The organism is Paraburkholderia oxyphila NBRC 105797 (assembly GCF_000685075.1).
GTDB lineage: Bacteria > Pseudomonadota > Gammaproteobacteria > Burkholderiales > Burkholderiaceae > Paraburkholderia > Paraburkholderia oxyphila.
In genome coordinates this window covers 74935-100489 of sequence record NZ_BAYD01000032.1, presented here as the reverse complement: position 1 = coordinate 100489, position 25555 = coordinate 74935, and the positions used below count along the sequence as shown (strand labels likewise).

Below are 25555 nucleotides of genomic sequence, written 5' to 3'. Positions count from 1 at the left end.
CGGCACCTACTTTTCTTTGCAGCCGCAAAGAAAAGTAGGCAAAAGAAAGCGGCTCAAACCGCCAGTGTGACGCCGTCCCCCACTGCCCTGCCCATCGGAGCGGCTCCGGAGCATCCGTCTCCTCGCACACTCCGCCTTAGTGACAAGGGGCTCATTCTTCCCGCCACGCGCTACGCGCGGGCGGAAGGGTCTGCAACGAAAACCGGGCGGGGTGGACGGCGCACGCGTTGGGGTGCCGCCCGGTAAATGCATAGGGATTCTGAATTGTTGATGCGCTGGCGTGCTAGGGCAACGCTGATCAAGCCGTGTAAACGCGTCTGATCGCGATGGCGCTTGCGTAAACTTTTTGAATGACCCATGAAGATGGCCATTCCGGTTCGTTTTGTCGCGCCTCAGGCGCTTTGTACGGGCTTTTCGCCCGTCTTTCGCCCACTACGGGCGCACCTCCGCTGTAAATCGACGTCGCGACATGTAAAGGTTCGCCAGCGCGAGAGAAACGAAGGCGCGATTGGCGTTCTTCGCCAGACCTCGATAGCGCACCTTCGTGAAACCCCACAACCGTTTGACCACGGCGAACACATGCTCGACGCGGGCGCGGATCTTCGATTTGTTGCGGTTCTTGCGGCGCGCCACTTCATCGACGCTGCCCTTGCGTCGCGTGCGTTTGTTCGTGAAGTCGCGGGCCTTCGGGGCCTTGCCATGGATCAGCGCTTTCTGGCTCGCATACGCGCTGTCGCCATAGACCCGCTGCTCCTGCCCATGCAGAAGCTGTGGCAGCGGGTGCTTATCGTGCACGTTGGCTGCCGTGACGACCGCGCTATGCGCCAGTCCGCTCTGGCTATCCACGCCGATGTGCAACTTCAGCCCGAAATGCCACTGCTGGCCCTTGCGCGTCTGATGCATTTCAGGGTCCCGTGCTTTCTCCCTGTTCTTCGTCGAAGAGGGTGCGCCGATCAGCGTGGCGTCTACAATCGTGCCACTATTGAGCTTTGCTCCGCGTGCCTGCAACACCCGACCCACCTCCGCGAAGATTCGCTCGCCCAGCTTGTGCTCTTCAAGCAGGTGCCGGAATTTGAGCAGCGTCGTCGCGTCTGGAACGGTTTCGCTGCCCAGGTCAATGCCCACAAAGCGGCGCAGGCTGAGGCTGTCGTACAGCGCCTCTTCGCACGCAAGGTCGGCAAGGTTGAACCAGTGCTGCACAAAATGAATCCGCAACATGCGCTCCAGCGCGATCGGCGGGCGACCGTTGCCGCGTTTCGGGTAGTACGGCTCGACCACCACGCACAGTTCCGCCCACGGCACGAGCCTGTTCATCTCATCGAGAAACGCCTCGCGTCGCGTAGGTTTGCGCTGCTCGCCGAATCCCGCGCATTGATCGACCGCCATCGCCAGTGTCAGTTGTTTCATCGTTTTTGCTTCTACCGTTGCATGTCTACGCTATAACGCCTGACAGCCACGAGTGGTGGACTTGTTCAGCATTGCCCTAGGCCGGATGCGCCGTTTTGCGCTGCGCCGCCCAGTGTTCCTGCGAGACCGCCAACACCACCGCTTGAACCCGCGCCGTTCCATAGGTTTTGAACGGTGCTGGGTAGGCTGCTGAAAAAACTAGAGATATCGTCAAACATAATTACTGTCCTTTACCCAGGAGTCCTGCCACCGCCCCTGGTGTTCCTGCGAATAGCGACGGTGCCGAACCGTTAGGCGCAGCAGCCGTTAGCGAGCCACCGGCGAGTAGGGAAGGGCTAGCACCGTTAGGAGCACTAGCGAATAGAGACGGATTGGCGCTCATTCCGCCCATACCAATCCCACCGCTAGGAATCGAACCAAGTCCCGCTTGCTGCGCCTGATACGACACGTTAGGCATCGAATACTGGGGCGCTTGCGGTGCTGCGGCCTGTTGCTGGAATTGCGACAGAACCGGGTTCATACCGGTAAGCGAGCCGTTGGCGTAGTTGATCGCCTGTTGTGCGTTTGGGCTGAGTCCGCCACCCAGACCCGACGCCATATAACTGAACGTCGGATTCTGTCCGTTCTGGATACTCGCCTGTACATTGCCGTATGGCGTGGTGTATTGCATGCCATCGGTAATGGTTTGCGAAGCGGGCGTTTGAGCACCAAAGGCACCGGCCAGATTCTGAACACCCGCGCTAGATTGCGGTGTCGTCCACGTTGCGGGGGCTGCTGCGGCCCCGCCAAGCATTCCGGCCATTATTTGCGCCCCCGACGTTCTAGTTTTTCTACCTTCTGGGCGAGTCCCTTGATTGCCGCAGCTTGCGAACCAATCGCGTCAACCACAGGGATTTGGTGACCGTCACCGCCAAACGCCTTGGCGAAGTCTTGCGCCATCGGGCCGATATGACGCTGGGTCCCCATGCCAATGCCTGGCTTGTATTGCCAGGTCGAGATAGGCATGGCCTTGTATTTCATAACTGCTGACTCAGGGTCGATATCCTTGATACCTTCCTTGGCGTTCTTATCCGACAGCAGAGAGAGCAGGGCGAGTGCGCCGCCACCCATACCAGACGCCATGCCACTAGCACCCATTGCAGACAACATGCCCGCCGTGGCTAGACCCGTACCGATTGCACTGGTAGCGTTGTTTCCGCCGCCTGCGGTCTGGGTAGTCGTGCCGCCTGCGCTTCCGCCGTAAGTACCCGCCATCAAATCTTGCAACTGGCGTTCGCCTGCACCTTGTGCCTGGCTATAGAGGTTCTGGTTGTAGTTATCGACGTTCTGTTGCTGGTTCTGCGCCATCGAACCGGCCATGTACATATTGTTCGCGTTCTGCGAGCCGATAGTTTGTTGGCCTTGACCGAGCGCGCCCAGGTCCACACCCGCCTGCAACGTTTGCTGATTGCCGGTAAGTCCTGCGCTTTGGTTCGCCAACGCAGCTTGGTATGCACCTTGCGCGTTCGTGTTCGCCTGCTGCTGCGCGTTCGTATACGACTGGTTGTATAGCGCCGCATCAGTATTCGCCATGTTCTGATTGGCATACTTCTGATTTAACGCTTGCTGGACTGCTTCACGCGAACCACCGAAAGCACCGGCACCAGTCGCGCTACCCGCTTCCTGTTGCTGCTGAATCTGCAACTGCTGCTGCATTTGCTGGTTCGTCGCGTCCACGACCTGTTGCGTGTACGGGTTTTGCTGCGCTTGAATCTGAGCCGCTGTAGGCGCGTTATACGAAACCTGTTGCGGGCTATATGAACCCGCCTGGTTCGCGTAGTTGACGCCCTGGTTGACTGCGCCCATACCGATGCCGGATGCGCCCTGGTTATACATGGCATTCATCCCAGACGTTTCCATATCGTTCATTGGCGCGACGCCTTCGCCTTGATATGGGGTATAGGGATTCGATGCTACCTGCTGTGCTTTCGAGTAGTTGTCCTGCACATAATTTTGCATCCAGCTAGGAATTTCCTGAGTCGTCGTATTAGTTCCACCGCCACCACTGCTCATGTGCTTCCCCCGAGTTCTTTTGTTAGTAGAATGTGGCGCGATCCATAACCGGCATCCGCCAATAGCTTTAGCCAACCGGGACGCGCGCAGATTTCAACCGCGCCGCAATCCGAGTGCTCAGCGAATTTTTCGATAAGGGCGATAATTGCTATCGCCCATTCCTTCGCGTTGTAGCCTGTACCGAACTTGATAAAGCAGACTTTGCGGCGGGGGTATTGCACGACTTGACTAACGACAATGCCTAAAGCCGTTTCCGACTCGTAAACCCAAAGCTGGGAATGGCTTTCATCAATTGACCGTTTGACATCATCGATAGAATCATTGCCGCGCATCAGGCGCGCTCCGTTGTCCTGGAGCCACTTCTCAACGCGCGGCCAAATTTGCTGGACATTGCGTCCGTCATAACAGGTGATCATAGAGTTACTTTCGTAGTACTTAGAGCGCCGGTCGTGGAGACCGTGATTTGCCAGGCCCCGCCTGACGAATCCATGAGGATCAGGCGGGGCTGACGTGCATTCGAGGGCAGGCCGCCGATAATCACATCGGCGTTTGCCTTCAGGTTTTGTTTATCGGCCTGTTCAAGCTGTTGCTTCCACGTGTTGCCGACAAGCGGTATGGGTAGATTGAGCGCCATTAGCGTTTGCCTCCTGGCTTGCCGTCGAGTCGCACGGTTCCGACTTGGAAGAGTCCGTCCTGTGTGCAGGTGACTTGCATTTGGATTTCGCGGCCCGTGATGCGGCAATCTGTGTAGCCGTCTTCGGTGCGAATCTCATAGGGTCCCCACGTGTAGAAGGGACCGCGAGGTGTCTGCTTGGTGAAGAACGTCAGGTCGTATGCGCCCGTGCCGTTGCTCGTGTCCTGAAGGATTTGATTGATCGTCAGAACCTGGTCACCCTGAAGAACATCAATGGGGCCAGTCTTCGCATACACTGCATTCAGACGAGGTGCACCGGCTGCGGTCCATCCGTTCTCATGCTCGTAAAGCTGCATATCTGAACCAGCGCCGATGGGGTAGGGCCACACCTCACGATCACTCCACGCCGTGCGACCGAGCGCGCCGAGTCCAAATCCCCAGTGGTTATCCTTGTAGTTCCAGTAACAGTAGGAATCGTTTTCTGTGCTGTTCGTGGACGGAAAGAACCACCACACCTCACTAAACGTGCTGTTGATGCCCGCGCAAATCTTGGACTTCTGCACGACGTTCAAATTGCTAAAGACAGCCTCTGACACGTCGGACGGCATGGGTTGAGTCACGCCGTTGTAGATGAAAAAGTTTTGATTCCCCATCCACACGGCAAAATTCGTTGTGGACGCTATGGCCTTGGGTGCGATGAGTCCGCAGTTGCTTGATAGCAGTTGAGTTCCGTAGATGTACGGGTAACCGACATACGACAGGGAATGAACGTCAGTGTCTGTAAAAATCAAATTGACACCTGGCATGCGAACGCCCGCCATTGGGATGCCGTTCGAGTGCAATTGAAGGTCACCGGCTGTTGTCGTTTCGTCAACAGTCCAGTTGGTGTAGTCGTTCTGATTGCACCACTGGATTTCACGCTGATTCGCACCCACACCGAGCATTACGACCATGCGTTCTGGCGTCACGAACATCGCGTTAGCACCGGTAGGCGCGTTCGTTACGAGGGTCATCGTGGGCGTTTGCGTGGTCGGACTCCACGAAAACAGCCGTCCGTCTTCGGCCTGGAGCGCCAACAGGTCTTCACCGAAGTTATCGATACTCCAGGTGGTTGCCGCTACGACCGTGGTGTTACCCGTGCGCGCGGTGCCGTATGCCTCGTCGTTATATGCGCCCGTGCCGTAGCCAACACCGATATACGCGTCAACGTATCCCTGCGCGAGTCCAGCGGGCGTCAGGTCTGTGAATACCCCGCCGTTGGTCGTATAGATATGATTGGCGGTCGCAGCCACCGCAAACGGGTTACCTGCGTTACTGCGCCAGGTGAGAAGGGCGCGCGCTGGTTCGGATAGGGGTTGCTGTGTGAAACGTTGCCAGCCGCCGATAGGGCGTAGTTTGCCGTTGTACCAGCGCATTTGCGGGGCTTCGCGCCAGCGTCCTTTTGATTCGTATTCCGAACCATTCGCCATAATTCCTGGCGGAAGTGCCACGGGGAAAAGCATAGAGCCTCCTTTATTCTTTAGGTTCTGCGAGGGCTTTTCCCGCAATGCCTACTGATGCTGCGACCAGGAATTCGCACCAAGCGCGAGCGGTGGAGGCGAAATCTAGGGCTTGGCCCAGAAACAGGGCCTTGATGCAAAGGAATAGGAGCGTCAGGAAGACCACGCCCCACATGACGCGCACGACACAGGGAGCGCCGTTGCGCGCCAGGAATAGCAGCGCAAGGCGTCTCATATCTATGCCCTGAAGTGGGCAAGCATGAAACCGGCTGCTGTAACCAATGCGCTACCGAGCGCGGCTAGCGCCGCAGTCTTTGACGGGATAGAGTCGTGCGCTTGTTTGAGTTGGTCGAAAAACTGTCTGTTGACGGCGTTTCGTAGCTCCGCAACATCGTCCCTAGTGGCAACTTTCGCCATCCCCTCGCGCAAGGAAATAATTGCCTCGTCGTGCTTAGTCAGTCGTTCGTCATGGCGCTGTAGGGTATCGGCGTGGCCGTCTACGCGCGTCTTTAGTTCCGCAATGTCGATTGCGTTATCTTGGTTGGTCATAATATGGATACCTAAGAGAGTGGGGCAGGTGCCAAAGCACGAACCCCACCTTTGATTAGCCCATCAGCGTAATCGTGTAGCGCGGAGTTGCAGACCCAGAAGTTGCCGAATACACAGACTGGATATACAGTTCTTGACCTGCGGTCACGTAGTAAGGCGTGCTCGGTGTCAGGTGGACCGAGTAATTGCCGTTCGTGATCTGGCCCGTGGCAATCTGCGTTCCATTTACCATCAGGTTGAGCGTGAATGTCTGTCCCGAGGCCGGTTGGTTATCGACCGCGACAAGCGCCGCCGTTATGTAGCTGTTGAACGGGACAGTGAAAGCCGTATAACCACTCGTGGCGTTCAGTCCGTTGCAACCGAGATACATCGTGGTGTTCTGCGATTGCGGACCTGTAGCGCAGCCAGACATACCGTAGATCGTTCCCAACGGCGTATAGCCAGGGAATCCTATTGCGTAGCTTCCGGAACCAGTGAGGCCGAACGGCGTGCTAAACGACGTAACATTGAGGACCTGACCACCCCGGAAGCAGTTGCTACTTGACCCGTCGATTTCACGCATGGCGCTAATCGATGGCGAACCGCTCGTGCCGCTAGACGAAAACGACGTAACCGAGAACATGCAGTTATTGGAGTTATCCAACACGATACCGCTGTATCCCGTGGGGATTGCTTCGAAATAGCAGTTGGTGAAACGATGGCGCGCGCTGTTCAGGAGATAGAACAAATCCTGGTTAGCGTTGTCGATCGTACAGGCGTCCCAGCCGAAGTCATTGTTATTCCCGTTGCACTTCACGACGTTGACCAGCGCGTTGTATGGGTGCGAATTCGAAATAACGGTCGTTTGCGCGTTCGAATCTGCCAACAGACAGTAATTGACCACGAAATTACCGTTCATGATGAAACGGTCAATGGTCGAGTCTGAGCAATACGAACCTAGCTCGATCCCTGCGTTACCCGCTGTATTTGAGTAAATCTTGACATCGGATACGCGCATGTCGTGCATGTACACGGCTGCGGTCGGGTTTCCGTCCAGCTTGATCGAAGCGAACCCAACAGGGACATTGTTAAACGAGAGCGCGCGTAGGTCTGAGTTAGACACGGTTGTCGTGTCGATTGTGTGCCCCGTGCCGTTCGTGCCGTCGAATTGAAGGTCGCGAATCGTATGGAAGTAGGGCGCTGTCCCCGTGCCGTTCGCCGGCCATTTGATGCCCGTTCCATGCTGCACCAGGAGACTACCCCGACCCTCACCGTAGATCGTGATACCCGCACTGCTTGGCATCGTCAGCGCCGTGAAATAGTAGGTGCCCGCAGGCACGTACACATTGAGCGCGCCCGAATTAATCGCCGCCTGGATTGCTGCGGTGTCGTCGGTCGTGCCGTTACCTGTTGCGCCGAAGTCTCGGATGCTTACCGTCCAGCCGTTCTGCTTCGCCCACACGCTACCTGTCCACGCCCAAATACACTTGTTCGTGGTGTCGAATACGACGGGTGCCCAACCAGTCGCCATTGAAGGCGTTCCTGTGGGTTGGGCCGTCACCGTCGGGAGCCCCGCGAAGCCGTTGCTAGTGCCCGTGGTGAGCAATCCACCACCCAGCATTACGTCACCGCCGCTAGGATTCAGTCCGAGCGGCTTTTTCGAGTTGCCCGCGTACACTGACTGAATAACGCTCAGGTCGTTTACCGGGTCATAGCCCATAGCCAGGCGCTTGTTAGGCGTCGCGTTATCCTCAACGAACAGCGTCCCGTTGTTACCGAAGTCCCCGAAAACTGCTGTCTTATAGCTGCTGTTCGGAACAGACGCGGTCGAGCGCACACGGCCATACACGTCAAACTCGAAACTGGGACTGGTGCGGTTCACTCCGATCATGTTCGAGTTTTGCGAACCTGTGATACTCGCTACGTTGGCGTTTGTCTTCGAAGAAATCAGGCCGTTCGTGCCGTTGAAGTTACAGCCCATGACCGTAAGCGTCGCGGTGTTGGTCGGGGTGTTGAAGTCGATACCGAACGCGTGTGTCGTGCCGTCCGTGTAGCAGCCAATCAGCGAGATATTCGAGAGCGCCTGAATGGTCGAGTCAAACAGCCACGCTGACGTGACACCGGCACCGCGCGTGCTCGCATTCTTCACACGGCAGTTCGTGAACGACAGTTGGTCACCCTTCACGAAAAAGCCCATGTCGTAGGACGTTTCTACGGCGCAGTTCGTGAAGCTAGTGTTGTACGCGTAGGAGTCAATCCACCACCCACGATAGGCTGAACTGTAAACGGCACAATTCACGAACTGGCTATCACCCGCGCCAACGTAAAAGCCATATCCCGAACCGTTAGTCGGATAGGTGTTGTCGAGTTGTGGGAACCACGAAATACAGTTCGAGAAGTTGGCGTTGGCTCCAGCGCCGATATCAAGGATGAACCCGATATAGCTGTTGAAGTCGGTACAGTTGCTTACGTTACATGCTGCGCCGGATGCAACGTCGATACCTGCACCAATCTTGCCGCCGTTGCTTGGGTGCTGGCCGACACCGCAGCCATAGGTGCGAATGTCGGAGAGCGTGACGTAATGGGGGCTTCCTGCTACGGCAACGTTCGTGCTCGTGTTGATCTGCACCACGGCAATACCGTTATCCCACGCATTCTTAACCGAAACGCCTGAGAGTCGCGAGCTATCGCCCTGAACCAGGATGGCCGAACCGGCGATAATGTTTGTCCCGTACAGGGTAGGCGCACCGTAGTTACCTACGTTCGCCTGCGCGTCCACCGTGAATGAACCCGTCATAGTCGCGGTTGCCACGAAGTTGATAACAGGCGCAGCGGCAGAACCGCTTGCAGCCTTGTTAAAGATGGTCACGGGACCTTCAGCGAACCAGGCTTGCGCAACGTTACCTGTGATAGTCGCGGACACGTTGTATGTGCCCGTAGGCCAGTAGAGCGCGAGTCCACTATTCACTGCAGCCTGAATAGCTGCGGTGTCATCGGTCACGCCGTCACCCTTTGCCCCGAAGTCCATAACCGAGACAGATTCGCCCAGCTTTGCAGCGATAGTGCGTGCGACCGCTCCAGTTCCGCTCGCCTGAAAATTGATAGAAGGGTTAGGACTATTAACCGTTAGCCCGTCGAAAATCGGTGTTGGATAAGCCATCTTTTAATTCTCTTTTTGAGGGGGCATTGCACCCCCGTGTGCTGTTATGCAGCCTCGAATAGCTCGTAAGCCACTACGCCACTATCAGAGCCGTTACTTGACGTGATCGTGAATGACGCCCCAGCAGTACGCGCGGATACGCGGAGCGCGCCCGTAGAGTTGTTATCCTGTGCCGTAAGGAAAATACGGCTGTTTGCAGTTACGGACGTATTGCCTACAATTGCCGTCCCGCCTGAAAGCGTCGCGATACCTTGCTTTGCGTTCGAACCTTCCTTCACGTTCAAACCGATTGACGAGACCGCCCCTGTTGCACCTACGCCCCCAGTTACCAGGAGAGTTCCGGTAGTGGTTGAGGTGCTCGCAATGTTGCCCGGTAACTGAAGCTGTCCAGCATCGGTCAGGGTTAGAATGTTTGCGCTATATGCGTTATTGAGAACCTGAAACTGGCCGTTCCAAACGCGAATGGTCTTGTTCGGGGTGGTAGCCCCGTTACCGTTTAGCTTGAGGTTCGCGCCATTGCTCGCCGTGTTGGTGATCTGGACGGTGCTTGTGCCGTTGGACGGTTCGGTAAAGTTACCGTAGGCCGCCGCTACCGTTCCGGTTGCTGTGAGGTTGGCTACTGTGACCGTTGCGCCTGACACCTTGAACGTATTAACGATGTTTCCGTTAATGTCGCCGGAAGGGTTTCCGCCAAAGTAGCATGGAGCCACTACCGGAGTATTGGCGAAATCGGCTTCAATCCCGTAAGTGCCGTTATTGACGATGTTTGTATGGGTCGCGATAAGCACCTGCGCGGATGCGTCTTCAATGAAGATGCCCGACTTATGGTTACCTGTAATCTGCGGGCTTGCGACGTTCACATAGCAGTTTGGCCACGTCTTAACATGAATACCGTAGCCAGCATGCGCACCCGTGACCGGACCATAGATGTTGATTTGGCCGTAGTTAGTTGTGTTCGCAAGCGTGTCATTGATGTAGTAGTTATCTCCGGTTAGCGCCTGATCGGTCACGAACTGCGGACCAAAGCCAATTTCCTGATTCTTGAAATTCTGAATGGCGTTATCGATAAGGACGTTGGTTCCATTGCTGGTTACCATCATCTTGTCGAAATAGCAGTTATCCCAACCCCCGCCAATGTGAATGCCGTTCGTGCAGGATGCTACCTTGCCATCGTGTACCCAAAGGTCATATTGGGGTCCAGGATTTCCCGCACCGCCTCCCGACACGCGGATACCATCGTTGATGGTCTGGACTTCAAAGTCGTACAGAATCTGAAAGTCCGTTGAGTAATACTCGATACCGTTCCACAGGTTGTGGTTTGGATCGTATTGGGCACCCGCTGCAATGTCTGACGTGGTGATGTGTCCGGCCCATTGAATGAGTAGGGCGCTGCCACCTGTCATCACTGTGTTACTGCGGATACCAAACCCACGAAGGACGCCGGGACCGAGTATGGAAGAGTTTGAAGAACCTACGACTGAAACAAGGTTAGCTGTTGTATTCGTGCCCCCATACATGAGCACGGTAGCGTATTTGCCGTCACCCTTGAGAGAACAAAACTTAACCGGAATGGTGAGAGGTGACGTGAACAGATAGCGACCGCCCGGAATATAACCTGCTGTATGCGGCCCCAGCGCATTCAAAAACGCCTGAAGAGCCGCTGTATCGTCAGTAACCCCATCACCCTTGGCTCCAAAGTCTTTAACGCTGACTGTGTCGCCAAGTCTGCTTTGTACATTGCGATATGTAGTACTGCTTACCTGATAGTCGATAAGCGCCGCGCTTGAATTTGACATCTTGTTATCCTTTACGCTTGCGCAAGCGTCTTGCCGTTATTCCAGAAAGTGCCCGCCGCGCCTGGCGTCGTAGGCAATTGGTTGAACCAGACACCGAACGAGAGCGCGAAATCGCTAGGCGAAATAGTGTTGGTTCCGGTTGCCGAAGTAGCGCCGATAATCGTGACCGTGCGAACGCCGACAGGAACGCCATTCGGAATCGAAAGGGTGTAGCCGGACATTACGAGGTCCGCTTGCATTTCCCCATCGAAGAAAACCAGGGTTCCGGGGTCGCTCAGAAACTCCACGCCAAGCGTCAGAGTGAGCGCGATTCCGGGCGCAAACTGCGTTGCGTTAGCGGATGCGATAGCTTCCACGGCAACCGCTTGCGACTGGCTCACGGTCCACGTGCCAACGCCCGTTGAATCGGTCGAGATAGCACCCGTGAGCGTCGTTCCACCGGCCACGCCTGCGCCGTAGAGGGTTTGCCCCACAGCCGGAAGTCCGGAATTAACCTGCGTGATAGTGAGCGTCGTTCCGCTGATTGAACCTACGAAGCTAGCGCCCTGAGTGAAGGAAATGCGGTTGGCAACATAGGGTTGAACGGAGTTCTGAACTGCATTAAGCGCGCTATCGATGGCGTTAAGGTCGGCATTGAGGATATTCCCCCACACGTCCTGATCGCCCCCGACAGTCGGAAGGGTGAAGCCATAATTAGGTGTTGTCGGATCTGCCATGACACCCCCTTAGAATGGCGCTTTGGGCCACACGATGTTGTGTGGGAAACCAATCTGCAATGGGAGGTCACGCAAGTTCTGGCGGTAGGCCGTCACATTGCGTTGCTTCGCGGTGTCGCCTTCCTCCATCGCGCGCGTGGCGTGACCGTCCGATTCCTTCAGGAGGTGATCACGTTCAGCGCGGGCATATCGCGCCTTCACCGCTGTTCGTGCGGTTGCGGCGTGGGGCTTCACTTGGGCGTGCAGTGCTTCAGGAGTCGGTTCCGGGTCCGGGAGATTCCACTTAACGATTAGCGCGCTCGTGGTCTGATGCCCCCGATCTGGACAAAGCATCATGCCAACGGTGTAATCCTTGCCGTGCTGAGTACCCGGATAGAGCCGCTGTAGCGCTTCGATCATTTCATCGTGCGTGAGCCAATCCGCGTTAGGAATGAGCGCGGATGCGTCCAGCTTCTGTTTTAGTTTTGCATCCATAGATATCCTTAGTTATTTCGCAGATAGACGACACGCATGTAAATCCATCCGTAGGTCTGAACCGTGCGCAAACCTTCGAGAACCCAGGGGGAACCGGCGTCAATCGTTCCGACACCACCAGGGCCAATCGCGCCGATTTCCATAATTCCGGAATTCCACGGGCACGTAGCGCCGATGTTGGCGTACGCGCCGGGGTTGAGATTCGCAGTCGTCCAAAGCTGGCCTTGGTCGGTGCCATCGACATAGCCGTGCAGGCGCGAACCATCCCAATTGATCTTTACGGCGTTATTCGAGTCCGTATAGACGAAGCCGCTATTTGGGTTATTGTTTCGCTTCGCTACTACGTAGGAATTGAGCCAGCCATTGCCGATGCCGTTATTCCACGCGGACCCGTAGACGTTGCCGTCACCCTGGAACACGGTCCCCACGTTGTTACGTAGGCTGTTGTCGCCAGTGTTGATATACATGTTGCTGGCTTGCCAGCGACCGTAATTCGTCAACGTACCGTTGACGGTAAGGTTATTTGTGATCGTGCCGCCTGCTACCGGGAGGTAGTTACCGGGCGTGAAGTTGCCTGTGTGCCAGATGGTGCCAACGTCCGTACTGTCGATAGTCACGTCAACCGAGTTACCGTTAGCCGTGAGCTTGAGCGCATGCGTTCCGTTCGATGCGTTGACAACCGCTGCGTTGGCGGTCGTCTGAGCCGTGTTAACGCCCGCGTCGATAGCGTCCATATTGCCATTCAGCAACGTGCCCCACGTGTTAACATCGCCCCCGATATCGGGCTTTACGAGGTTCAGATTGGCTGTGTATGTATCTGCCATTTTTTATCCTTGTTTATGGTCCTACGACCGTTGGCGTGATCACAGTCCAAATGTCGCCCGGTTCCGGTTGCGGGTTCCATAAGCTGCCCCCGTTGGCGGTCGAATTCCATGTCCACGCAGTGGCCATGTTGGCTTGCAGGATGTGCGTTCCCTGTGCCGTGCTGGACCAATTCCAGTTAGCACTACGAACCGCATGCGCCGCGCGATAGTTGCCCCGGATGCTGCTGCTTGAACTCCACGCTGAATTCATGACCGGCATAAATTCATGCCCACCCGTCGCGAGACTCGACCAAACGCCATTGCTGCGCACCGCGCCGCCGCGTGTGTATAGGCCCGTCTTAGAGGAAGTCCAGACCCATGCACTACGGTTGTTTGACGCGTATTCGTAGCGCGCACCGCGTATCGTGCTGGAAGCGGTCCACGTGGAAGTAACCGCGTTATTCGTGTCTGCTTGCTGGCCGTATACGCTACTGCCATACAGCGAACCACCATAGCCAGTAGCCATACTTCACCTCTTACATTTGCGATACGGTGTAGGTCGCCGGTTGGAATGCGAAAACGTCACCTGTACCGATAACCTTGGAGACCTGGAGCGGGCCGCCGTCAATCAGATTGCCGCCTGTCGCCGCGTCGTAAATGCCCGCGCCCGTCACCGTGCCCCACGATGCCGTAGCAGTCGGGAACTGCACCAGTGCCGTGTTCGATGCGACAGCGGGGCCGCTACCCGATACCGTCCAGGTGATCGGCTGACGCACGTATGAGCCGCCCGTCACCTCAACGCCACCCGTACCAGCGGGCATCGTCGGGTTAGTCGTGAACAGCGCGACATACACCGTGGTTGGCATCGTCCACGGCGCAACGCCCAGGAAATGCTTCAAAATTGCTTGTTCGATGGTTGTCGAAAGAGCCATGATTTATCCTTGTGCCTTAGCACTTATCGATAGCTGCGACGCACGCGGATTTTCATCGTTGAACCGCTGAATTGGGCGCGCCCGTCAGCTTCAGTGATCTTTTCAGCGAGGTCGTTATAAAGTGAATTCCAGACCTGAATTCGTTCGTCATCCTTCAGATACGGCGCAGAATGAAGCAACGCCCCGTAGAGGTAGACATTCGGATTCATGTTCAGAAGCCAGTTACTTTGCTGGGTTGCTGACAGGGGAGGGAGCTTGCCGAAATACACCATCTGAAGCGTGTATTGCGTACCCGTTGGGGGAGGGGGCAAGATTTCCATCGTTCCGCCCGCCACGGCGTAATAGCGCGGAACACCGCACTGTGTGATCTGCCGGTAATCATCCATCTGGGTCTGAGTCAGCATCTCCAGGCGCGATGGGGGAGGTAGCTCCATTACGCGCAGGTTCTGCATGCTGATGTAGTCTCGTGGAACCGGCACAAAATATTGGCCCCATTGGTCCGTCTGGCTTCCGTCGATAGTCGCCTGACTGCGCACTATGCCCTGCTGAATCCTGAATCGGTCATCCGCATTAATCGATGCTTCTGCAAGCTGAATAAAAGTGGGAATTTGGTCCGTCAAGTCTTGACGGTTCAGGAAATCGGCAACAGTCGCGCATAGGTCGTTATATGTCGCGATTGTCATAGTTAGACCTTGCCAGGGCGGGTGCGGAAAAATCGGTTTTCCGGATCATTCAGCCACTTCTTGAACGCCACAGGGTCATCAATGATTCCCTTCATCTTTAGCTCTTGATAAATGATGATCGGGATGGACGCTACCTTGTGCATACCATCGCCCCAGCGTGCGCGCTCATCGACGGCGTTGTATTGGCCTTTCGTGTGCTCTAGCAGGGGGTCGTGATTCTGGCGGTTCTCGATGGTTGCCGTATCGTTGGTCTCGTCGTAATGCCAAATGCGTTCAATACCGAACTCCGGCACCGATTCAAAGTGTTTCGTAATCATTCGTACTCCATACGAAAAAGGGGGCTCGTGCAAGCGCACTGCCCCCTTTCCTAGCGACCTACGGATTAATGCGTAAGGTCTGCGATGATGCCGTGTGCCAGCGGGTTTTGAACCTTGAGGCCGTATTCCACGACGAGTTGGCGCTTCTCGCTGTCACCAGTCTTGGCAAGCTGGTTCATCTGGAAGTTGCGCAGATATGCGACCGCCGCGTATTCCACATCGATACCCAGTGCCGTTTGCGGGCGCATGAATCGGTTCGGAACAATCGAAACCGTGCCGAAGTCCGACACGTACACGTCAGCAGCGCCGATGATTTCGGCTTGCTGGCCTGCTTCCACGTCGCGAAAGCGGGTAGCGATACCCGTGAAACCGGAGATGGTCTGCTTGTTCGTCGCGCCCACCATGACCATGTCAGCACGGCCGCCGTTGGTCCATTGTTGCGACAGCATTTCCTTAAGCATGGGTTCCGTGAGCGGAACCTGTGTGCCGTCAACCGGAGCCGTATTGACGAAGCCAGACGGCAGACCGTTCGCGCCAATGCCACCGCTGTAGACCGATGCCGAACCGCCTGCACCGCGTTGCGAGTTGGCAGCAACCATGAACGACTCGAAACCAGCCGTTGTGCGCGCCGTGCTATCCGATCCCGGCGTAGCGGCCTGGTTACTCGTCAGGATGGCTTCGAGGTCGCGCTTCAGTTCGCCACCGCGCTTGGCAAGCTGGTATGCAAGTTCCGATTTGCGACCGGCCTTGTCCACGCTTTCGAGCGAACCCGAAACCTGCACGACCTTGGTCGAGATCTGCGTGTAGTTGCCGATACGACTGGTCGGCGTGCTCGTGTCGCTACCGGCGTCAGCACCTTCGAGTGCGGCGTTGGCCGTATTCGGAGCGGCCAGGCTATCCGCCTGCCATTCGAAATAGGTGTTGCTCGCGGTCGTTTTGCCGATGTTCGAGATAAAGGGCGTGTCCGTCGGGCTGATATTGACGATAATGTCTGCGAGATCCTCGCGAATGCCCCGGGCATCGTATGTATTGTAAGTTGCCATGTTGAAACCTAATTAGAGAAGCTTTTCGAGCAATGACGCCGCGTCCTGAACCTTTCCGGTTTGTCGTAGCGTCTTGCGCGCGTCTGTTACCGCTGCGCGGCGCGTATTTGGGACTTGGCCCGCGTTTCCAGGTCGGACGACCTTTGTTTTGTTTTGCGGTTGCTGCGGTTGTGGTTTGCCCTTGGCAACCATGCGGTCGTACATCATGGCTTTATGGGCCAGTACGAAAATGCGGTGGTCTGCGGTGGTGTCCACTTCTTCAGGCGAATAACCCAGGCTATACGCGTAGTCGCGAATCGCCTGCTTGCCAGCTTGCGCTTTAGCCTTGTCTTTCCATTCGGGGAAAGCGGCTGCGAGCTTTTCACCTTCTGCTGCCATATGCGCCGTTAGTTGGCGCTGTTGGTCCGCGTTCTGGCGCTGCGTGAGTGCCTGATATTCCGCTTGAATGGCGCTCATCTTGTCTTTATGTTCGCGCCATTGTTCCTTCTGCTGAAGGTATGCAACCGGGTCGTATTGCTGGAGCGCTTGCCACTGTTCCGGAGTCGGTTCCTGGGGTTGCAGTTGTGCAATTGCCTGTTGAACCTGCGCCAGCCCAGCGCGGTACTTTTCGCGCTCACCTTGCGCTGTTGCTACGTCCTGCGTGAGCGTCTTTCGCTCATCGGCAAGGGTTTGCATCTTGCGCGTGTAATCAGCCTGGCGCGTGTAACCCTTTTTCAGTTCCGCCAACGTCACATTCACATCTTTATCGCCGTCGCGAATTGAGAACGTTGTGTCGTCAGCTACCGAATCGTGGTCATGCTCTTCCGGGCTGTTTGACTCGTCTTCCTCGTGCTCTTCCTCGTGGTGACCGTCGTCACTTTCGGGGTTGTGCTCGTGCTCGGATTCGTCGGGGTGCTCGGTTTCTTCCTCATGTTCGGGGGAATCCGTTTCCGGGTGTTCCTCATGGGTTTCAACTTCGCGGGCCTTGGGGCCTTCCTGCTTTTTGCTTCCACGCGGGGTATTGGCGATCAATAGATCGTCAGTCAGCATGTTAGCGATTGAACTTGCGGCTGAATTGACATCAGTTCCCTGTGCGGGAGTGTTGATAATAGTCATATGCCTATGCCATAAAAATAGAGAATTCGTGAATAAGTGGGGCTATTGGTAGCCCCACCGAATTAGCGTGCTTTGCCTTTCGCAGCAGCCATTGCGGAATTGGAGATTTGCCCGTCACCGAGAATGGCGTTAAGGCAACTGAACCAGGAGCGTTGAACCTGAACGTGTGCGTAAAGGCGTTCGCGCGTTTCCACGTCTTCCGGCGCAGTCCTGCACCATTCCTCGTAGAATTTTTGATTCAGCTTGCGGAGGGCTTCCTGGACAGCGGGGTTTTCGATAATCAGCTTTGCCTGATTTCCGAGCGCGATTTGCTCGCTAGGGGTTGGTTTTTCGGACATACTTATTCACCGCTTGCACCCGGTTGTGGGGGCTGCATTTGCGCTAGCTGCTGTTGCTGCTGCGCGTTGTAGATATTCGCTTGGGCGTTCGCGATATGGCCCATTTGAGCCTGGGTCATCGCGTTATCCTGTTCGCGTTGGTGTTGCGCATCGGAGAGAAGCGCATCGACGGCGTTTGAATGGAAATTCTGCTGATACTTCAATTCCAATTCGCGCGCTTGTAGGGCCACCTGGGCCGCATCCTTATCCCTCAGGCGTTGGTTTTCCTGGGTCGCTTTCGATTGCTCTAGCTGGAAGCGTTGCACGTCCAGCTGGTGACGCTGTTGCGCCATCTGCGCATCGTTGGTTGCCTTGATAAGTTCTGGGTCCGGCTTCGGTGGTTGAGGGGGCGGGGGAGCCTGGTTGGCCGGAAGTTGGTTAAAGAATTGCGAGGTATTCTTGAACCCGGCCAGTTCCACAATCTTTGACAAACAGTTGGAATACTGGGACAGGCTAACCAGTGGATTCGACGGCCCAAGGGTCATCAGAATGTCTTTCTGCTCCTGGAGAATCTGGGTTAGCTTGCCGATCTTGTCGGCGTTCGTGCCCGAACCCAGACCCACGTTCACTTCGACGTGCATGTCCGCATTCCAGTAACGCGGATCGATTTCCACCCATTGCCCGCGTAGCTTCAGCGTGCGGGGCTTATCCTGGTTCTGCACCGACAGATTTAGAATCAGCTTGAACACCTCGCGCAGGCCGGCTGACAGCATCCGCGCAATCAGTTCGGTGCGACCTTGCGACGCCGAAACCTGCTGTTGGACGGCTAGCGCGGTCGTGGATTGGAGCGTGTCAGCAGACAGCCCCATAGACTGCATAGAAACGCCTGTACGCTTGTCGAGCACCGAATCGGTGTATTCGATCATTCCGAAGGCGTCTTCGCCTACAAACGGCGTTACAAGCGGCGCGACCATCCCAGGTTCGCGCATCCGGATCACACCGCCCAATTCATCGTTTAGCAAGTCATCGTAGTTAACGTGACCTTCCACGACTGCCATTCGGGGGCGAACGGCCTGCGCCAGCGAGTCCAGCGAGTCACGCCAAACCTGGGTTTTTATGCGCTGAATGTCCGCCGTAACGTCCGTAATAGACTGTCCAAAGAACGTATGCGGTTCCTTGTCACAGTGGAACACCGCGAACGGAATGAAGTCCACGGGTTCACGGGAAACCAGCTTGAACGACGGCCCCATTGTGCAGACCTTGTGCAGTTCTGCGATTCCATCGTTATCCGCGTCAATCCAGACGTATGCTTCGCAGTACAAAACACGCTGAAGCGCAGAATTGATGCCTTCGAAGCCCCCAACGGTTCTCGCCCACGGTTGGCGGGCGATGCGCTCGACGTTGAAATCGAGTTCATTGTTGGTGACGTGCTGACGTACCAAATCTTCGTCATATCCCAGCGCGACTAGCTCAGATGTGGTCATCATGGAGCGGTGCGCAACCAGGTTAAAGCCACGGCTGGTTGGCGTATCGCACTCCAGCGAGCGGGCGCGCCGGTCGATCAGGAATTCTTCAGGTGGAACCGACTCAACGCGGATACGGCCTTTCTTGGTGCGACGCTTTACGCGCGCATCGATCACTGGAAGGGGAACGCCTACGGTCGCATGCGTGAATTGGTACTCTTTGATGACTTCGATTTGCTCTACATCGTCATCGTCTTCGAGCGTTTGCAGCGCCATCGGGTCAAGCTGCGTGTAATGCTCGGTGCGAACGATTGTTGCGTCGTCATACCAGACCTTGACGATGCCCGTCTTGTGCGTCAGCGCATCCTTAATGGTGTCGTGCAGGATTTCAAAGCCAGGATTGTCTTTCATGAAGACAAAGTTGGCGTAGTCGGTCGCCTGTTCGGCAAACGGCACTTCTTGCGGGGTGTTCGGAATGAATTCCACCACGTCATTTGACGACGTGAACATGCGCATTAGGTCGGGCATCATGCCGGAAATGGTGTCCCGCACGTCACGCGAGGTGATTTGCGTACGTCCTGCCGGGGCTAGCGCCTGGTCTAGATACCCCGTGTCACCCATGCCGGGTTCTTCATCGAAGTTCGCATAGTCCATGCGGCCCCGGTACGCTTCAGTCGCCTGGGCGCGCATTGGCGAAACTTGCTCATCGATGAAAGTACGAGCATCATTCAATTGTTGCTGAATGATCGCGCCGATTTCCTCGTCAGATAGCGGGACCGTGCCACGGTCGCTATCGACCTTGCCCGATGCCATCGAGCTTTGTTGTGTTTTGTCCGCGCCTGCAAAGTAGTCTTGACCCGAACGCACCGCGCTTGCGCCGTGCTGTTCCTCGTCATCGTCCGGTAGTTCGATACCGCGTTGCGTGAAAGGCTGCGCTCCGTTCATCATTGCCGTGGTTGGCGTCAGAAACTGATCCTTTCCGCCTTGCATAGGCGCTTTGATGCGGCTTTTCGCCATTTGTTATTCTCCAAAAATCCGCATGAAAGCGGGGGAGGGGAAAACTCCAAAACTCCCCCAGAAAGCTGCTTAGTAGCTGCCGCGCTTTTGGTTGGCCTTTACCGAACCGTCCATCAAGCCCTTTGCCTGCTTGGTTTTGCTGTCCTTGGGGCCTGCGCCGTTCGAGATAGACGACTTGCCGCCGCCTGACGAATTGCCGAACGGGGTGGGCTTTTCGGCCTTGGCGGGAGCGGCCTTGGCTTTGGTGTCAGGGGCGGGGCTTCCCTTGGTTGCCTTGGGTGCGGAAGATTTAGAGGTCGAATCACCGAAACGTGCATATGAGTTATCGAGCCAGTTTTTAATAGCCATGTTGAAAATCCAATGTGTTGCAACAAAATGAAATTGCACCCAGGCTGATTTACTGAATGAGTGCGGAGAATTTGGGTTGAATGCTCCGATTGGGTCGGACGAATTCACCCATGAGGGGGATTGAGACGGTTGAGATATGGACTACTAAGGGTGAAGCGCAAAGGTTTTAGCAAACCCGTGAAATATTGCGCCGGAGCGGTTTCCGGCTGTTCCACATATACGACGCGGCATTACCCGCCGTCGCGGCGTCACTGGCGAACGTCAGAATGAAGGCGTCAGCCAGGTCGGGGGACCGCACGCCACGGCGTTTCATCTCGTCTTTTGACTCAATCTTGATCTTTCCGGACGACTGGTAGGTGTAGCGAACCCCGGCCAGTTCAGATTTAAGCGCCTTGTCGTCTGGCAGCTTGCAGCCGCGTTCCTCGAACCATTCCTTTGCCTTGAACCACAGTTCGGCGCGCAGGTTGACGTATTTGTCACCCATCGCGGGGGATTCACTGACGTTGATTCCGCGTATCGGCAAGCCCATTTCGCGCCCACGGTCCACCACGCCACCGCCCACGCCAATAACGTCCACCAGGATTTCAACCGGGCGCTGTTCAAACGTACACTTGTCGTATAGCGCCTTGATCCGGCCAACGGTTTGCATGGTGTCGAGTCCCGCCCACCAGGTGATCTCTTCGCGCACCTCGTTCCCATGCCGGATACACAGTGCAGTGCGGTCGCTACCGAACCGGGCCACGTCAACCCCCCAAACCGGCTTGGTGTCCGGGGGTGACTCAATGTCCCGGTACATGGCGGATTCAATCAGATGCATCGGAATGACCGTGTCGTCATCCGCAAGCGGGAATTCCCCCAGGACGCGAATCCGGTATTCGTTGCTGTCTTCGCCATGTCGGGCCGCAACTTCACGCGCGAACTCTTTCGACACCCGGATACTGTCCAGGCACGACACCCGCAACGTGAACCACTCATGCGCCAGAATCGTATGACTGTCGTAAAAATAGCCCGTCGAGCGCGTTGGGTTCCCAAGTAGGATGGTGGTTGCGTGCTCACCCGACATGGAACCCTGCGCCGCCAGATATACGGCCTCGTCAACCCCGGACGCCTCGTCAGCGATCAGTAGCACGTGCTCGGAGTGAATCCCTTGGAGTGCTTCCGGCGATTCCTTCCGGCTGGTACGCAGTGAAACGAAACTTTCGTCGGGGGCAGGGCGGAACTCGATACGGTCGTTCTTGATTTCCGCCATCTGCAACAGCACGTCAGGCAGCTTTTTCATCCACGACTTCAATTCGGAGTAGAGCGCGTCAAAAAGCTGTGCGCTTGTCGGCGCGGTAATGACGGTTTTCTGAGGGAACCGCGTGAGGAAATGCCAGATAGCGACCCAGGACGTGCTGGTTGACTTACCCACGCCGTGACCGCTTCGAATGCTGATCTTCCGTTCACCTCGTGCGACCGCACGCAGAAACTGTTTCTGCCAGTCGTCGGGTTCAGCCTGGAAAACTTCCTGCACGAATAGCACGGGGTCGTGATAGTAGCGGTCTCGAAAGTCTGAGAAAAATTGTTCTGCGTTGTTCATGTGCTGTCGCACTCCGTTTTTATGCCGTCGTGCTCCTGCACGTGCTCGCGCACCAGGTGAGCGCGTATCTGTTCCCTGGTAGGCCAGGGTGTGGTTCGTTGTGGGGGGCTTTGCGCCATCAATTCCGGGGGGATATCCGGTAGCGTCTTGTCTGTGGCGGGGGGTATACTTGTGAGCGTTTGCATAGGTGCTCCGGCACGTGACACCGCACGCGATAACTGTTAGTAATCCTGGAAGTTGCAGTTGCAACCGATCCCGTGCGAGCACAGGCACCCATTCACGCAATCAGGGAGGTTTCATGACGAATAAGGAACTGCGCGAGTTTCTGGAAAATCTCGACAGGGATACGCACCCTGGGCTTCCGTACCATCCGGGCGATGACGCGGCCTATCGGGCTGCTACGTCATCCGCGCGAAGGGCACCCGCCAAAAAGGACGACAACAGCGCCCTGTACTTCGTGGGGGGCGCGCTGCTGTTCGGTGGGGGTTTCGTCCTGCCGCACATCTGGGCAGGTCTGTTAATCTGGCTGGTGTTCGGGCTGTTGAGCTGGAGCGCCAAACCCTAGAATTTTTCAGACCTTATGGGAAATTTTTTGGCGTCCGGGAAATTTTTGGGCGGGGTGCCGTAGGTCTGTGGTGTACTCCGGAATCGCGCCCCCCGACCATCTTTAAGGGGGGACCCCGGCGGCCAGCAAATGCGACTCGTTCGCGTTTGTATTGATATATCACACACCAAACACCAGGAGACGCGAATGATTCGCGTTCGCATGATATATCAGGCGGCACGGCTGGCGCTTTCGATGTGTAAGCTAGCGCGCCGTTTCGGGCCGTATTTACCATAATGTGGAACATAAGGCGTCATACACGACATTACACTTATAATGTCGCGTGTCAAGATGGCCCCGAACCGGTGTAATCAGGGCGTGTCCGGAGCAGGGCAGATGCGAACGATTCGCAGCATCGAGCGTGAATGATAGCTGTTCGCATCCAGTGATATATCACATTGCCAATACCAGACCGAGCGGTCGGTTAATTTTCACGCGCGCAGGCGCATGTGCGTGATTGGGAAACAGTCACTTTCCCGCCCCCGACAGACGGCCCCAGCTTGGCGCAGCTAATCAGACCATGACTCATCGTTGATCCCCCGCCACGGACGGCAGTCCCGCGACAGACGGCCCCAGATTGGTTCACATAATCAGACCATGATTCATCGTATTCAGACTATGACTCATCGTTGATTCCCACCACGGACGGCATTCCCACCACGGACGGCCCCAGATTGGTCCACGTAATCAGACCATGCGCCCGCATTATTCCCCGTCGTGATTCATCACTCATCGAACAGGGTGAAGTCCGAATGGCGCACCAACACGGGTTGTTTGTCGTCATCCACGGGCGCAGCCACATCCAATACATCGATCACGTCAGGTTCGCTGTACGCAACCATCTTTGGTTCGTGCCTTGGTTCGTCACGCGGACCGATATCCTCAACGCGTGGAACATGGGCGCTCGATTCACTCTGTACGCTTGGCGCGCCGCGCCGCATGACAGACAGGAATGAACTGCCCAGGTCTATGTTTACTGCAACGTTGGCTTTGTTCTCTGAATACTTGCCGTTCCACACGCCAGCTAGCCAACGCTTGGTATCGCCTGCGAGTTTTGCGGCTGCGACTTCAGTTTTGCTAGCCTTGCCTTCAATGGCACGTTTGAGTGTGTTTGCTGCGTCTGATTGGATATCGTCAGCCAGTGCGTGTGCGGCTGTCTCTCGTGCTTTGTCGTAGCGCTGTGAGCGTTCGGGCGTTCGTTGCAACCATTTCGCCAGGAATGGTCTGGAGCATCCGGACTCGAATGCTATGTCTTGCAATGAACGACCGTCTTCGAGTTTCGCGAAGATCGTTTCCTCAAGGCTATCTAGTTGCTCGATGCGAGCACGTTTGACGGGTGATCCGGCCATAGTAGCCTCCTGGTGTGAATGTTCGGTAAAACGACAGCACGCGCCATCTTGCCCAATGACTGATGTTCGGGAGCAGTGGCGCTTGCGTGCTGTCATACCTTAAATTGCATGTGGGGCGAATTCCCCAAAGTATTGAATTTCCTTTGCGTGACGCCAAGCGGTTGCTGCTTGCAGGCTGTCAAAGGATTTGGATTCAGAGACCTTGAGGTCTTTTCGCTTGATACGAATCCACGCCTGGAATGTTCCGTTCTCGTGTTCGGTCACACCGCGTACGCCAGACCTGCCGATTGGTCGAATCGCGTTCAACATATCTTCCCCTCGTGTTGCCAGGCGTAGGTTAGCGATACGGTTGTCGTCAGGCACACGGTTCTTAAAGTCGATCACCAGCCCGTCTGGTACGTCAGAGCGGGTGAACAGCACCCACGCGACCGACGAGGCGTATACGTGCAGGTTGGTTTTCCCCTTGATGTAGATTTGGAGGCGTCCGTTTTTGGCTTGTGGAGTGCCAGCGGGTTTGCCCTTGTGTCGTGTATTCCACGCTTTGGCGTCTTGTGGGCGTTTGAAGTGGTGGTCTGGGCGTTCTTTCCACGTTAGCTGGCCCGTGTCAGGGTTGTAGTGGAAACAGGATTGAAGAAACTCTAGATGGTCGAGCAAGGGCTTACGTGGTGTGAATGGTGCGCGCTTGCGTTTGGCGTATGTGGACAGTTCGATGTTCGCCCATTGTGTGTTTTTCGAATTGTTATCTCGATACTTGATAATGCCTGACGCTGGAATGTCTTTTCCTGTGTTCAGGAGGTACGCCAGACGGCCCCGCGTTGCCTTGAATGCTTTACCGTCGATATGCACCAGCGTTTGATACGATTGGATCACGCGGTTACCGCGTTTGATTGCGCCCGTGCTGGGGCAATACGAGAATTCTTGCTGGAGTGCTTCGATTTGTGTTGGACTGAGTTTCATTGGAGTATTTCCCGTGCGTGTTTGACGAGGTTCTGAATCTCTTCTGACGCGTGGTCGATCGATGACGGGTCGTCCGGGATTTCCTGGTAGATATCCCGCGCCCGTATCTTGTACAGACCTGACATGGAGAGATTGAACAGCCTGCAGATTTCGCCTTTGTTGATCGGAAGGGTGACCATTTCGCGAACCTGCTGAATCTGAATGGGTGAGAGTTTGCGCCGATGGGATATCAGGGGTTTGCCGGGTAGTGGTGCTTTGCGCCGGGTTTTGATACCGAGCATGCGCTTCAGCCTGGCGACCGTGAGAACTTCCCCGTATATCTCGATTTGATCCTTTGCCGCCAGTTCAAACAGGGTTAGATGGCGTGTAGGGGCTTCAAACTCGATTACCAGGCCCCTGATGCGGATATCGTGCAGGTTCTGACTGGTGAGCTTTTCCGGGATGCTTTCGATGAGTTCGATCGGTAGGTGCCAGGCTGACGCGACTTCGGATGGTGGTGCTCTGTCGAGATGCAGAATGATGGCGTGCAGGTCGTCAAAGGTGAAATGTCGTTTCTGGAGCATGGATAGGAAAAAGCCCGCGCTGGGCGGGCTGTCCGTTTTAGATGTGGAGCACGCATAGCACCAATTCAATAACTACCGCACCGGCCAACAAAGCGAGAGCAAAATTGCCGACTGGGTTTTCAATGAGTTTCTTCATGTGAGTTTTGGTAGATGGTGGAGTTAGCGGTTGACGACAAGCGACCGATCAAACGTGATACGTGGCCTTCCTGGGCTTTGTCG

At 55.9% G+C, this 25555-nt stretch carries 25 protein-coding genes; 1 reads left to right on the top strand and 24 read right to left on the bottom strand.

Annotated features, from left to right (window positions below; genetic code table 11):
* Positions 1–432: 432 nt before the first annotated feature.
* The 21 genes from BO1_RS20955 to BO1_RS52000 form a co-directional block, all read right to left on the bottom strand.
* On the bottom strand, positions 433–1407 hold the full coding sequence (locus BO1_RS20955) for an IS5 family transposase (RefSeq protein WP_028219232.1): 975 nt from the start codon (positions 1405–1407) through the stop codon (positions 433–435).
* A gap of 220 nt (positions 1408–1627) precedes the next feature.
* Entirely contained in the window at positions 1628–2209 is a 582-nt protein-coding gene (locus BO1_RS59350; RefSeq protein WP_156992345.1) for a hypothetical protein, read from the bottom strand.
* On the bottom strand, positions 2209–3405 hold the full coding sequence (locus BO1_RS20950) for a tail fiber domain-containing protein (RefSeq protein WP_028219231.1): 1197 nt from the start codon (positions 3403–3405) through the stop codon (positions 2209–2211). The genes BO1_RS59350 and BO1_RS20950 overlap by 1 nt, the downstream gene beginning before the upstream one ends.
* A 50-nt stretch (positions 3406–3455) precedes the next feature.
* Complete coding sequence (locus BO1_RS20945) at positions 3456–3875, bottom strand: hypothetical protein (protein ID WP_028219230.1); 420 nt, start codon at positions 3873–3875, stop codon at positions 3456–3458.
* The gene (locus BO1_RS20940; RefSeq protein ID WP_028219229.1) at positions 3872–4093 is read right to left on the bottom strand and encodes a hypothetical protein; all 222 of its coding nucleotides are present in this window, start codon (positions 4091–4093) and stop codon (positions 3872–3874) included. The genes BO1_RS20945 and BO1_RS20940 overlap by 4 nt, the downstream gene beginning before the upstream one ends.
* Entirely contained in the window at positions 4093–5595 is a 1503-nt protein-coding gene (locus BO1_RS20935; protein ID WP_156992344.1) for a hypothetical protein, read from the bottom strand. Before BO1_RS20935 ends, BO1_RS20940 begins: the two co-directional genes overlap by 1 nt.
* A gap of 234 nt (positions 5596–5829) precedes the next feature.
* Positions 5830–6141, bottom strand: coding sequence for a hypothetical protein (locus BO1_RS20925; RefSeq protein WP_028219226.1), 312 nt, complete (start codon positions 6139–6141; stop codon positions 5830–5832).
* A gap of 55 nt (positions 6142–6196) precedes the next feature.
* Entirely contained in the window at positions 6197–9280 is a 3084-nt protein-coding gene (locus BO1_RS56465; protein WP_084688078.1) for a glycosyl hydrolase family 28-related protein, read from the bottom strand.
* A gap of 44 nt (positions 9281–9324) precedes the next feature.
* Positions 9325–11076 (bottom strand): glycosyl hydrolase family 28-related protein, encoded by a 1752-nt coding sequence (locus BO1_RS60255; RefSeq protein WP_043285649.1) that lies wholly within the window; start codon positions 11074–11076, stop codon positions 9325–9327.
* 11 nt (positions 11077–11087) lie between these two features.
* Complete coding sequence (locus BO1_RS20910) at positions 11088–11792, bottom strand: hypothetical protein (protein WP_156992343.1); 705 nt, start codon at positions 11790–11792, stop codon at positions 11088–11090.
* Between the two features lie 9 nt (positions 11793–11801).
* Positions 11802–12266, bottom strand: coding sequence for a tail fiber assembly protein (locus BO1_RS52020; RefSeq protein WP_043285646.1), 465 nt, complete (start codon positions 12264–12266; stop codon positions 11802–11804).
* An 8-nt stretch (positions 12267–12274) separates the two neighbouring features.
* Entirely contained in the window at positions 12275–13090 is an 816-nt protein-coding gene (locus tag BO1_RS20900) for a hypothetical protein (RefSeq protein WP_028219224.1), read from the bottom strand.
* Positions 13091–13605: 515 nt separating this feature from the next.
* On the bottom strand, positions 13606–14001 hold the full coding sequence (locus BO1_RS52015) for a phage tail fiber protein (RefSeq protein ID WP_052409536.1): 396 nt from the start codon (positions 13999–14001) through the stop codon (positions 13606–13608).
* Between the two features lie 23 nt (positions 14002–14024).
* Positions 14025–14684 (bottom strand): phage adaptor protein, encoded by a 660-nt coding sequence (locus tag BO1_RS52010; RefSeq protein ID WP_052409535.1) that lies wholly within the window; start codon positions 14682–14684, stop codon positions 14025–14027.
* 2 nt (positions 14685–14686) lie between these two features.
* Positions 14687–15001, bottom strand: a complete 315-nt coding sequence (locus tag BO1_RS52005; RefSeq protein WP_043285644.1) for a hypothetical protein — start codon at positions 14999–15001, stop codon at positions 14687–14689.
* Between the two features lie 65 nt (positions 15002–15066).
* Entirely contained in the window at positions 15067–16044 is a 978-nt protein-coding gene (locus BO1_RS20880) for a DUF5309 domain-containing protein (protein WP_028219223.1), read from the bottom strand.
* Positions 16045–16056: 12 nt separating this feature from the next.
* Entirely contained in the window at positions 16057–17139 is a 1083-nt protein-coding gene (locus tag BO1_RS20875) for a hypothetical protein (protein ID WP_028219222.1), read from the bottom strand.
* Positions 17140–17201: 62 nt separating this feature from the next.
* Positions 17202–17477: a hypothetical protein gene (locus BO1_RS20870; RefSeq protein WP_028219221.1), complete on the bottom strand. Its 276-nt coding sequence runs from the start codon at positions 17475–17477 to the stop codon at positions 17202–17204.
* 2 nt (positions 17478–17479) lie between these two features.
* Positions 17480–19936 (bottom strand): portal protein, encoded by a 2457-nt coding sequence (locus BO1_RS20865; RefSeq protein WP_028219220.1) that lies wholly within the window; start codon positions 19934–19936, stop codon positions 17480–17482.
* Between the two features lie 69 nt (positions 19937–20005).
* Positions 20006–20284 (bottom strand): hypothetical protein, encoded by a 279-nt coding sequence (locus tag BO1_RS59345; RefSeq protein WP_156992342.1) that lies wholly within the window; start codon positions 20282–20284, stop codon positions 20006–20008.
* Between the two features lie 166 nt (positions 20285–20450).
* Positions 20451–21863, bottom strand: coding sequence for a DEAD/DEAH box helicase family protein (locus BO1_RS52000; RefSeq protein WP_052409534.1), 1413 nt, complete (start codon positions 21861–21863; stop codon positions 20451–20453).
* 298 nt (positions 21864–22161) lie between these two features.
* Here BO1_RS52000 and BO1_RS20855 point away from each other — a divergent pair, with 298 nt between their 5' ends.
* Positions 22162–22428 carry a hypothetical protein gene (locus tag BO1_RS20855; RefSeq protein WP_028219219.1) on the top strand — a complete coding sequence of 89 codons (267 nt, stop codon included), beginning with the start codon at positions 22162–22164 and terminating at the stop codon, positions 22426–22428.
* 764 nt (positions 22429–23192) lie between these two features.
* Here the strand turns inward: BO1_RS20855 and BO1_RS59340 are convergent.
* The 3 genes from BO1_RS59340 to BO1_RS20840 form a co-directional block, all read right to left on the bottom strand.
* Positions 23193–23816, bottom strand: coding sequence for a terminase small subunit-like protein (locus BO1_RS59340; protein WP_156992341.1), 624 nt, complete (start codon positions 23814–23816; stop codon positions 23193–23195).
* Between the two features lie 99 nt (positions 23817–23915).
* Positions 23916–24773, bottom strand: a complete 858-nt coding sequence (locus BO1_RS56460; protein WP_052409533.1) for an HNH endonuclease — start codon at positions 24771–24773, stop codon at positions 23916–23918.
* Positions 24770–25336, bottom strand: coding sequence for a helix-turn-helix domain-containing protein (locus tag BO1_RS20840; protein WP_028219218.1), 567 nt, complete (start codon positions 25334–25336; stop codon positions 24770–24772). The genes BO1_RS56460 and BO1_RS20840 overlap by 4 nt, the downstream gene beginning before the upstream one ends.
* Between the last annotated feature and the right edge of the window lie 219 nt (positions 25337–25555).

Bases quoted from the DNA above. Each gene is read 5' to 3' on its own strand.
- BO1_RS59345 (WP_156992342.1), bottom strand. From the start codon at position 20,284: ATGGCTATTAAAAACTGGCTCGATAACTCATATGCACGTTTCGGTGAT.
- BO1_RS52010 (WP_052409535.1), bottom strand. From the start codon at position 14,684: ATGACAATCGCGACATATAACGACCTATGCGCGACTGTTGCCGATTTC.
- BO1_RS56460 (WP_052409533.1), bottom strand. From the start codon at position 24,773: ATGAAACTCAGTCCAACACAAATCGAAGCACTCCAGCAAGAATTCTCG.
- BO1_RS52020 (WP_043285646.1), bottom strand. From the start codon at position 12,266: ATGGATGCAAAACTAAAACAGAAGCTGGACGCATCCGCGCTCATTCCT.
- BO1_RS56465 (WP_084688078.1), bottom strand. From the start codon at position 9,280: ATGGCTTATCCAACACCGATTTTCGACGGGCTAACGGTTAATAGTCCT.
- BO1_RS20880 (WP_028219223.1), bottom strand. From the start codon at position 16,044: ATGGCAACTTACAATACATACGATGCCCGGGGCATTCGCGAGGATCTC.
- BO1_RS20945 (WP_028219230.1), bottom strand. From the start codon at position 3,875: ATGATCACCTGTTATGACGGACGCAATGTCCAGCAAATTTGGCCGCGC.
- BO1_RS20925 (WP_028219226.1), bottom strand. From the start codon at position 6,141: ATGACCAACCAAGATAACGCAATCGACATTGCGGAACTAAAGACGCGC.
- BO1_RS59340 (WP_156992341.1), bottom strand. From the start codon at position 23,816: ATGGCCGGATCACCCGTCAAACGTGCTCGCATCGAGCAACTAGATAGC.
- BO1_RS59350 (WP_156992345.1), bottom strand. From the start codon at position 2,209: ATGGCCGGAATGCTTGGCGGGGCCGCAGCAGCCCCCGCAACGTGGACG.
- BO1_RS60255 (WP_043285649.1), bottom strand. From the start codon at position 11,076: ATGTCAAATTCAAGCGCGGCGCTTATCGACTATCAGGTAAGCAGTACT.
- BO1_RS20950 (WP_028219231.1), bottom strand. From the start codon at position 3,405: ATGCAAAATTATGTGCAGGACAACTACTCGAAAGCACAGCAGGTAGCA.
- BO1_RS52005 (WP_043285644.1), bottom strand. From the start codon at position 15,001: ATGATTACGAAACACTTTGAATCGGTGCCGGAGTTCGGTATTGAACGC.
- BO1_RS52000 (WP_052409534.1), bottom strand. From the start codon at position 21,863: ATGAACAACGCAGAACAATTTTTCTCAGACTTTCGAGACCGCTACTAT.
- BO1_RS20910 (WP_156992343.1), bottom strand. From the start codon at position 11,792: ATGGCAGATCCGACAACACCTAATTATGGCTTCACCCTTCCGACTGTC.
- BO1_RS20955 (WP_028219232.1), bottom strand. From the start codon at position 1,407: ATGAAACAACTGACACTGGCGATGGCGGTCGATCAATGCGCGGGATTC.
- BO1_RS20935 (WP_156992344.1), bottom strand. From the start codon at position 5,595: ATGCTTTTCCCCGTGGCACTTCCGCCAGGAATTATGGCGAATGGTTCG.
- BO1_RS20840 (WP_028219218.1), bottom strand. From the start codon at position 25,336: ATGCTCCAGAAACGACATTTCACCTTTGACGACCTGCACGCCATCATT.
- BO1_RS20855 (WP_028219219.1), top strand. From the start codon at position 22,162: ATGACGAATAAGGAACTGCGCGAGTTTCTGGAAAATCTCGACAGGGAT.
- BO1_RS20900 (WP_028219224.1), bottom strand. From the start codon at position 13,090: ATGGCAGATACATACACAGCCAATCTGAACCTCGTAAAGCCCGATATC.
- BO1_RS52015 (WP_052409536.1), bottom strand. From the start codon at position 14,001: ATGGCTCTTTCGACAACCATCGAACAAGCAATTTTGAAGCATTTCCTG.
- BO1_RS20875 (WP_028219222.1), bottom strand. From the start codon at position 17,139: ATGACTATTATCAACACTCCCGCACAGGGAACTGATGTCAATTCAGCC.
- BO1_RS20870 (WP_028219221.1), bottom strand. From the start codon at position 17,477: ATGTCCGAAAAACCAACCCCTAGCGAGCAAATCGCGCTCGGAAATCAG.
- BO1_RS20865 (WP_028219220.1), bottom strand. From the start codon at position 19,936: ATGGCGAAAAGCCGCATCAAAGCGCCTATGCAAGGCGGAAAGGATCAG.
- BO1_RS20940 (WP_028219229.1), bottom strand. From the start codon at position 4,093: ATGGCGCTCAATCTACCCATACCGCTTGTCGGCAACACGTGGAAGCAA.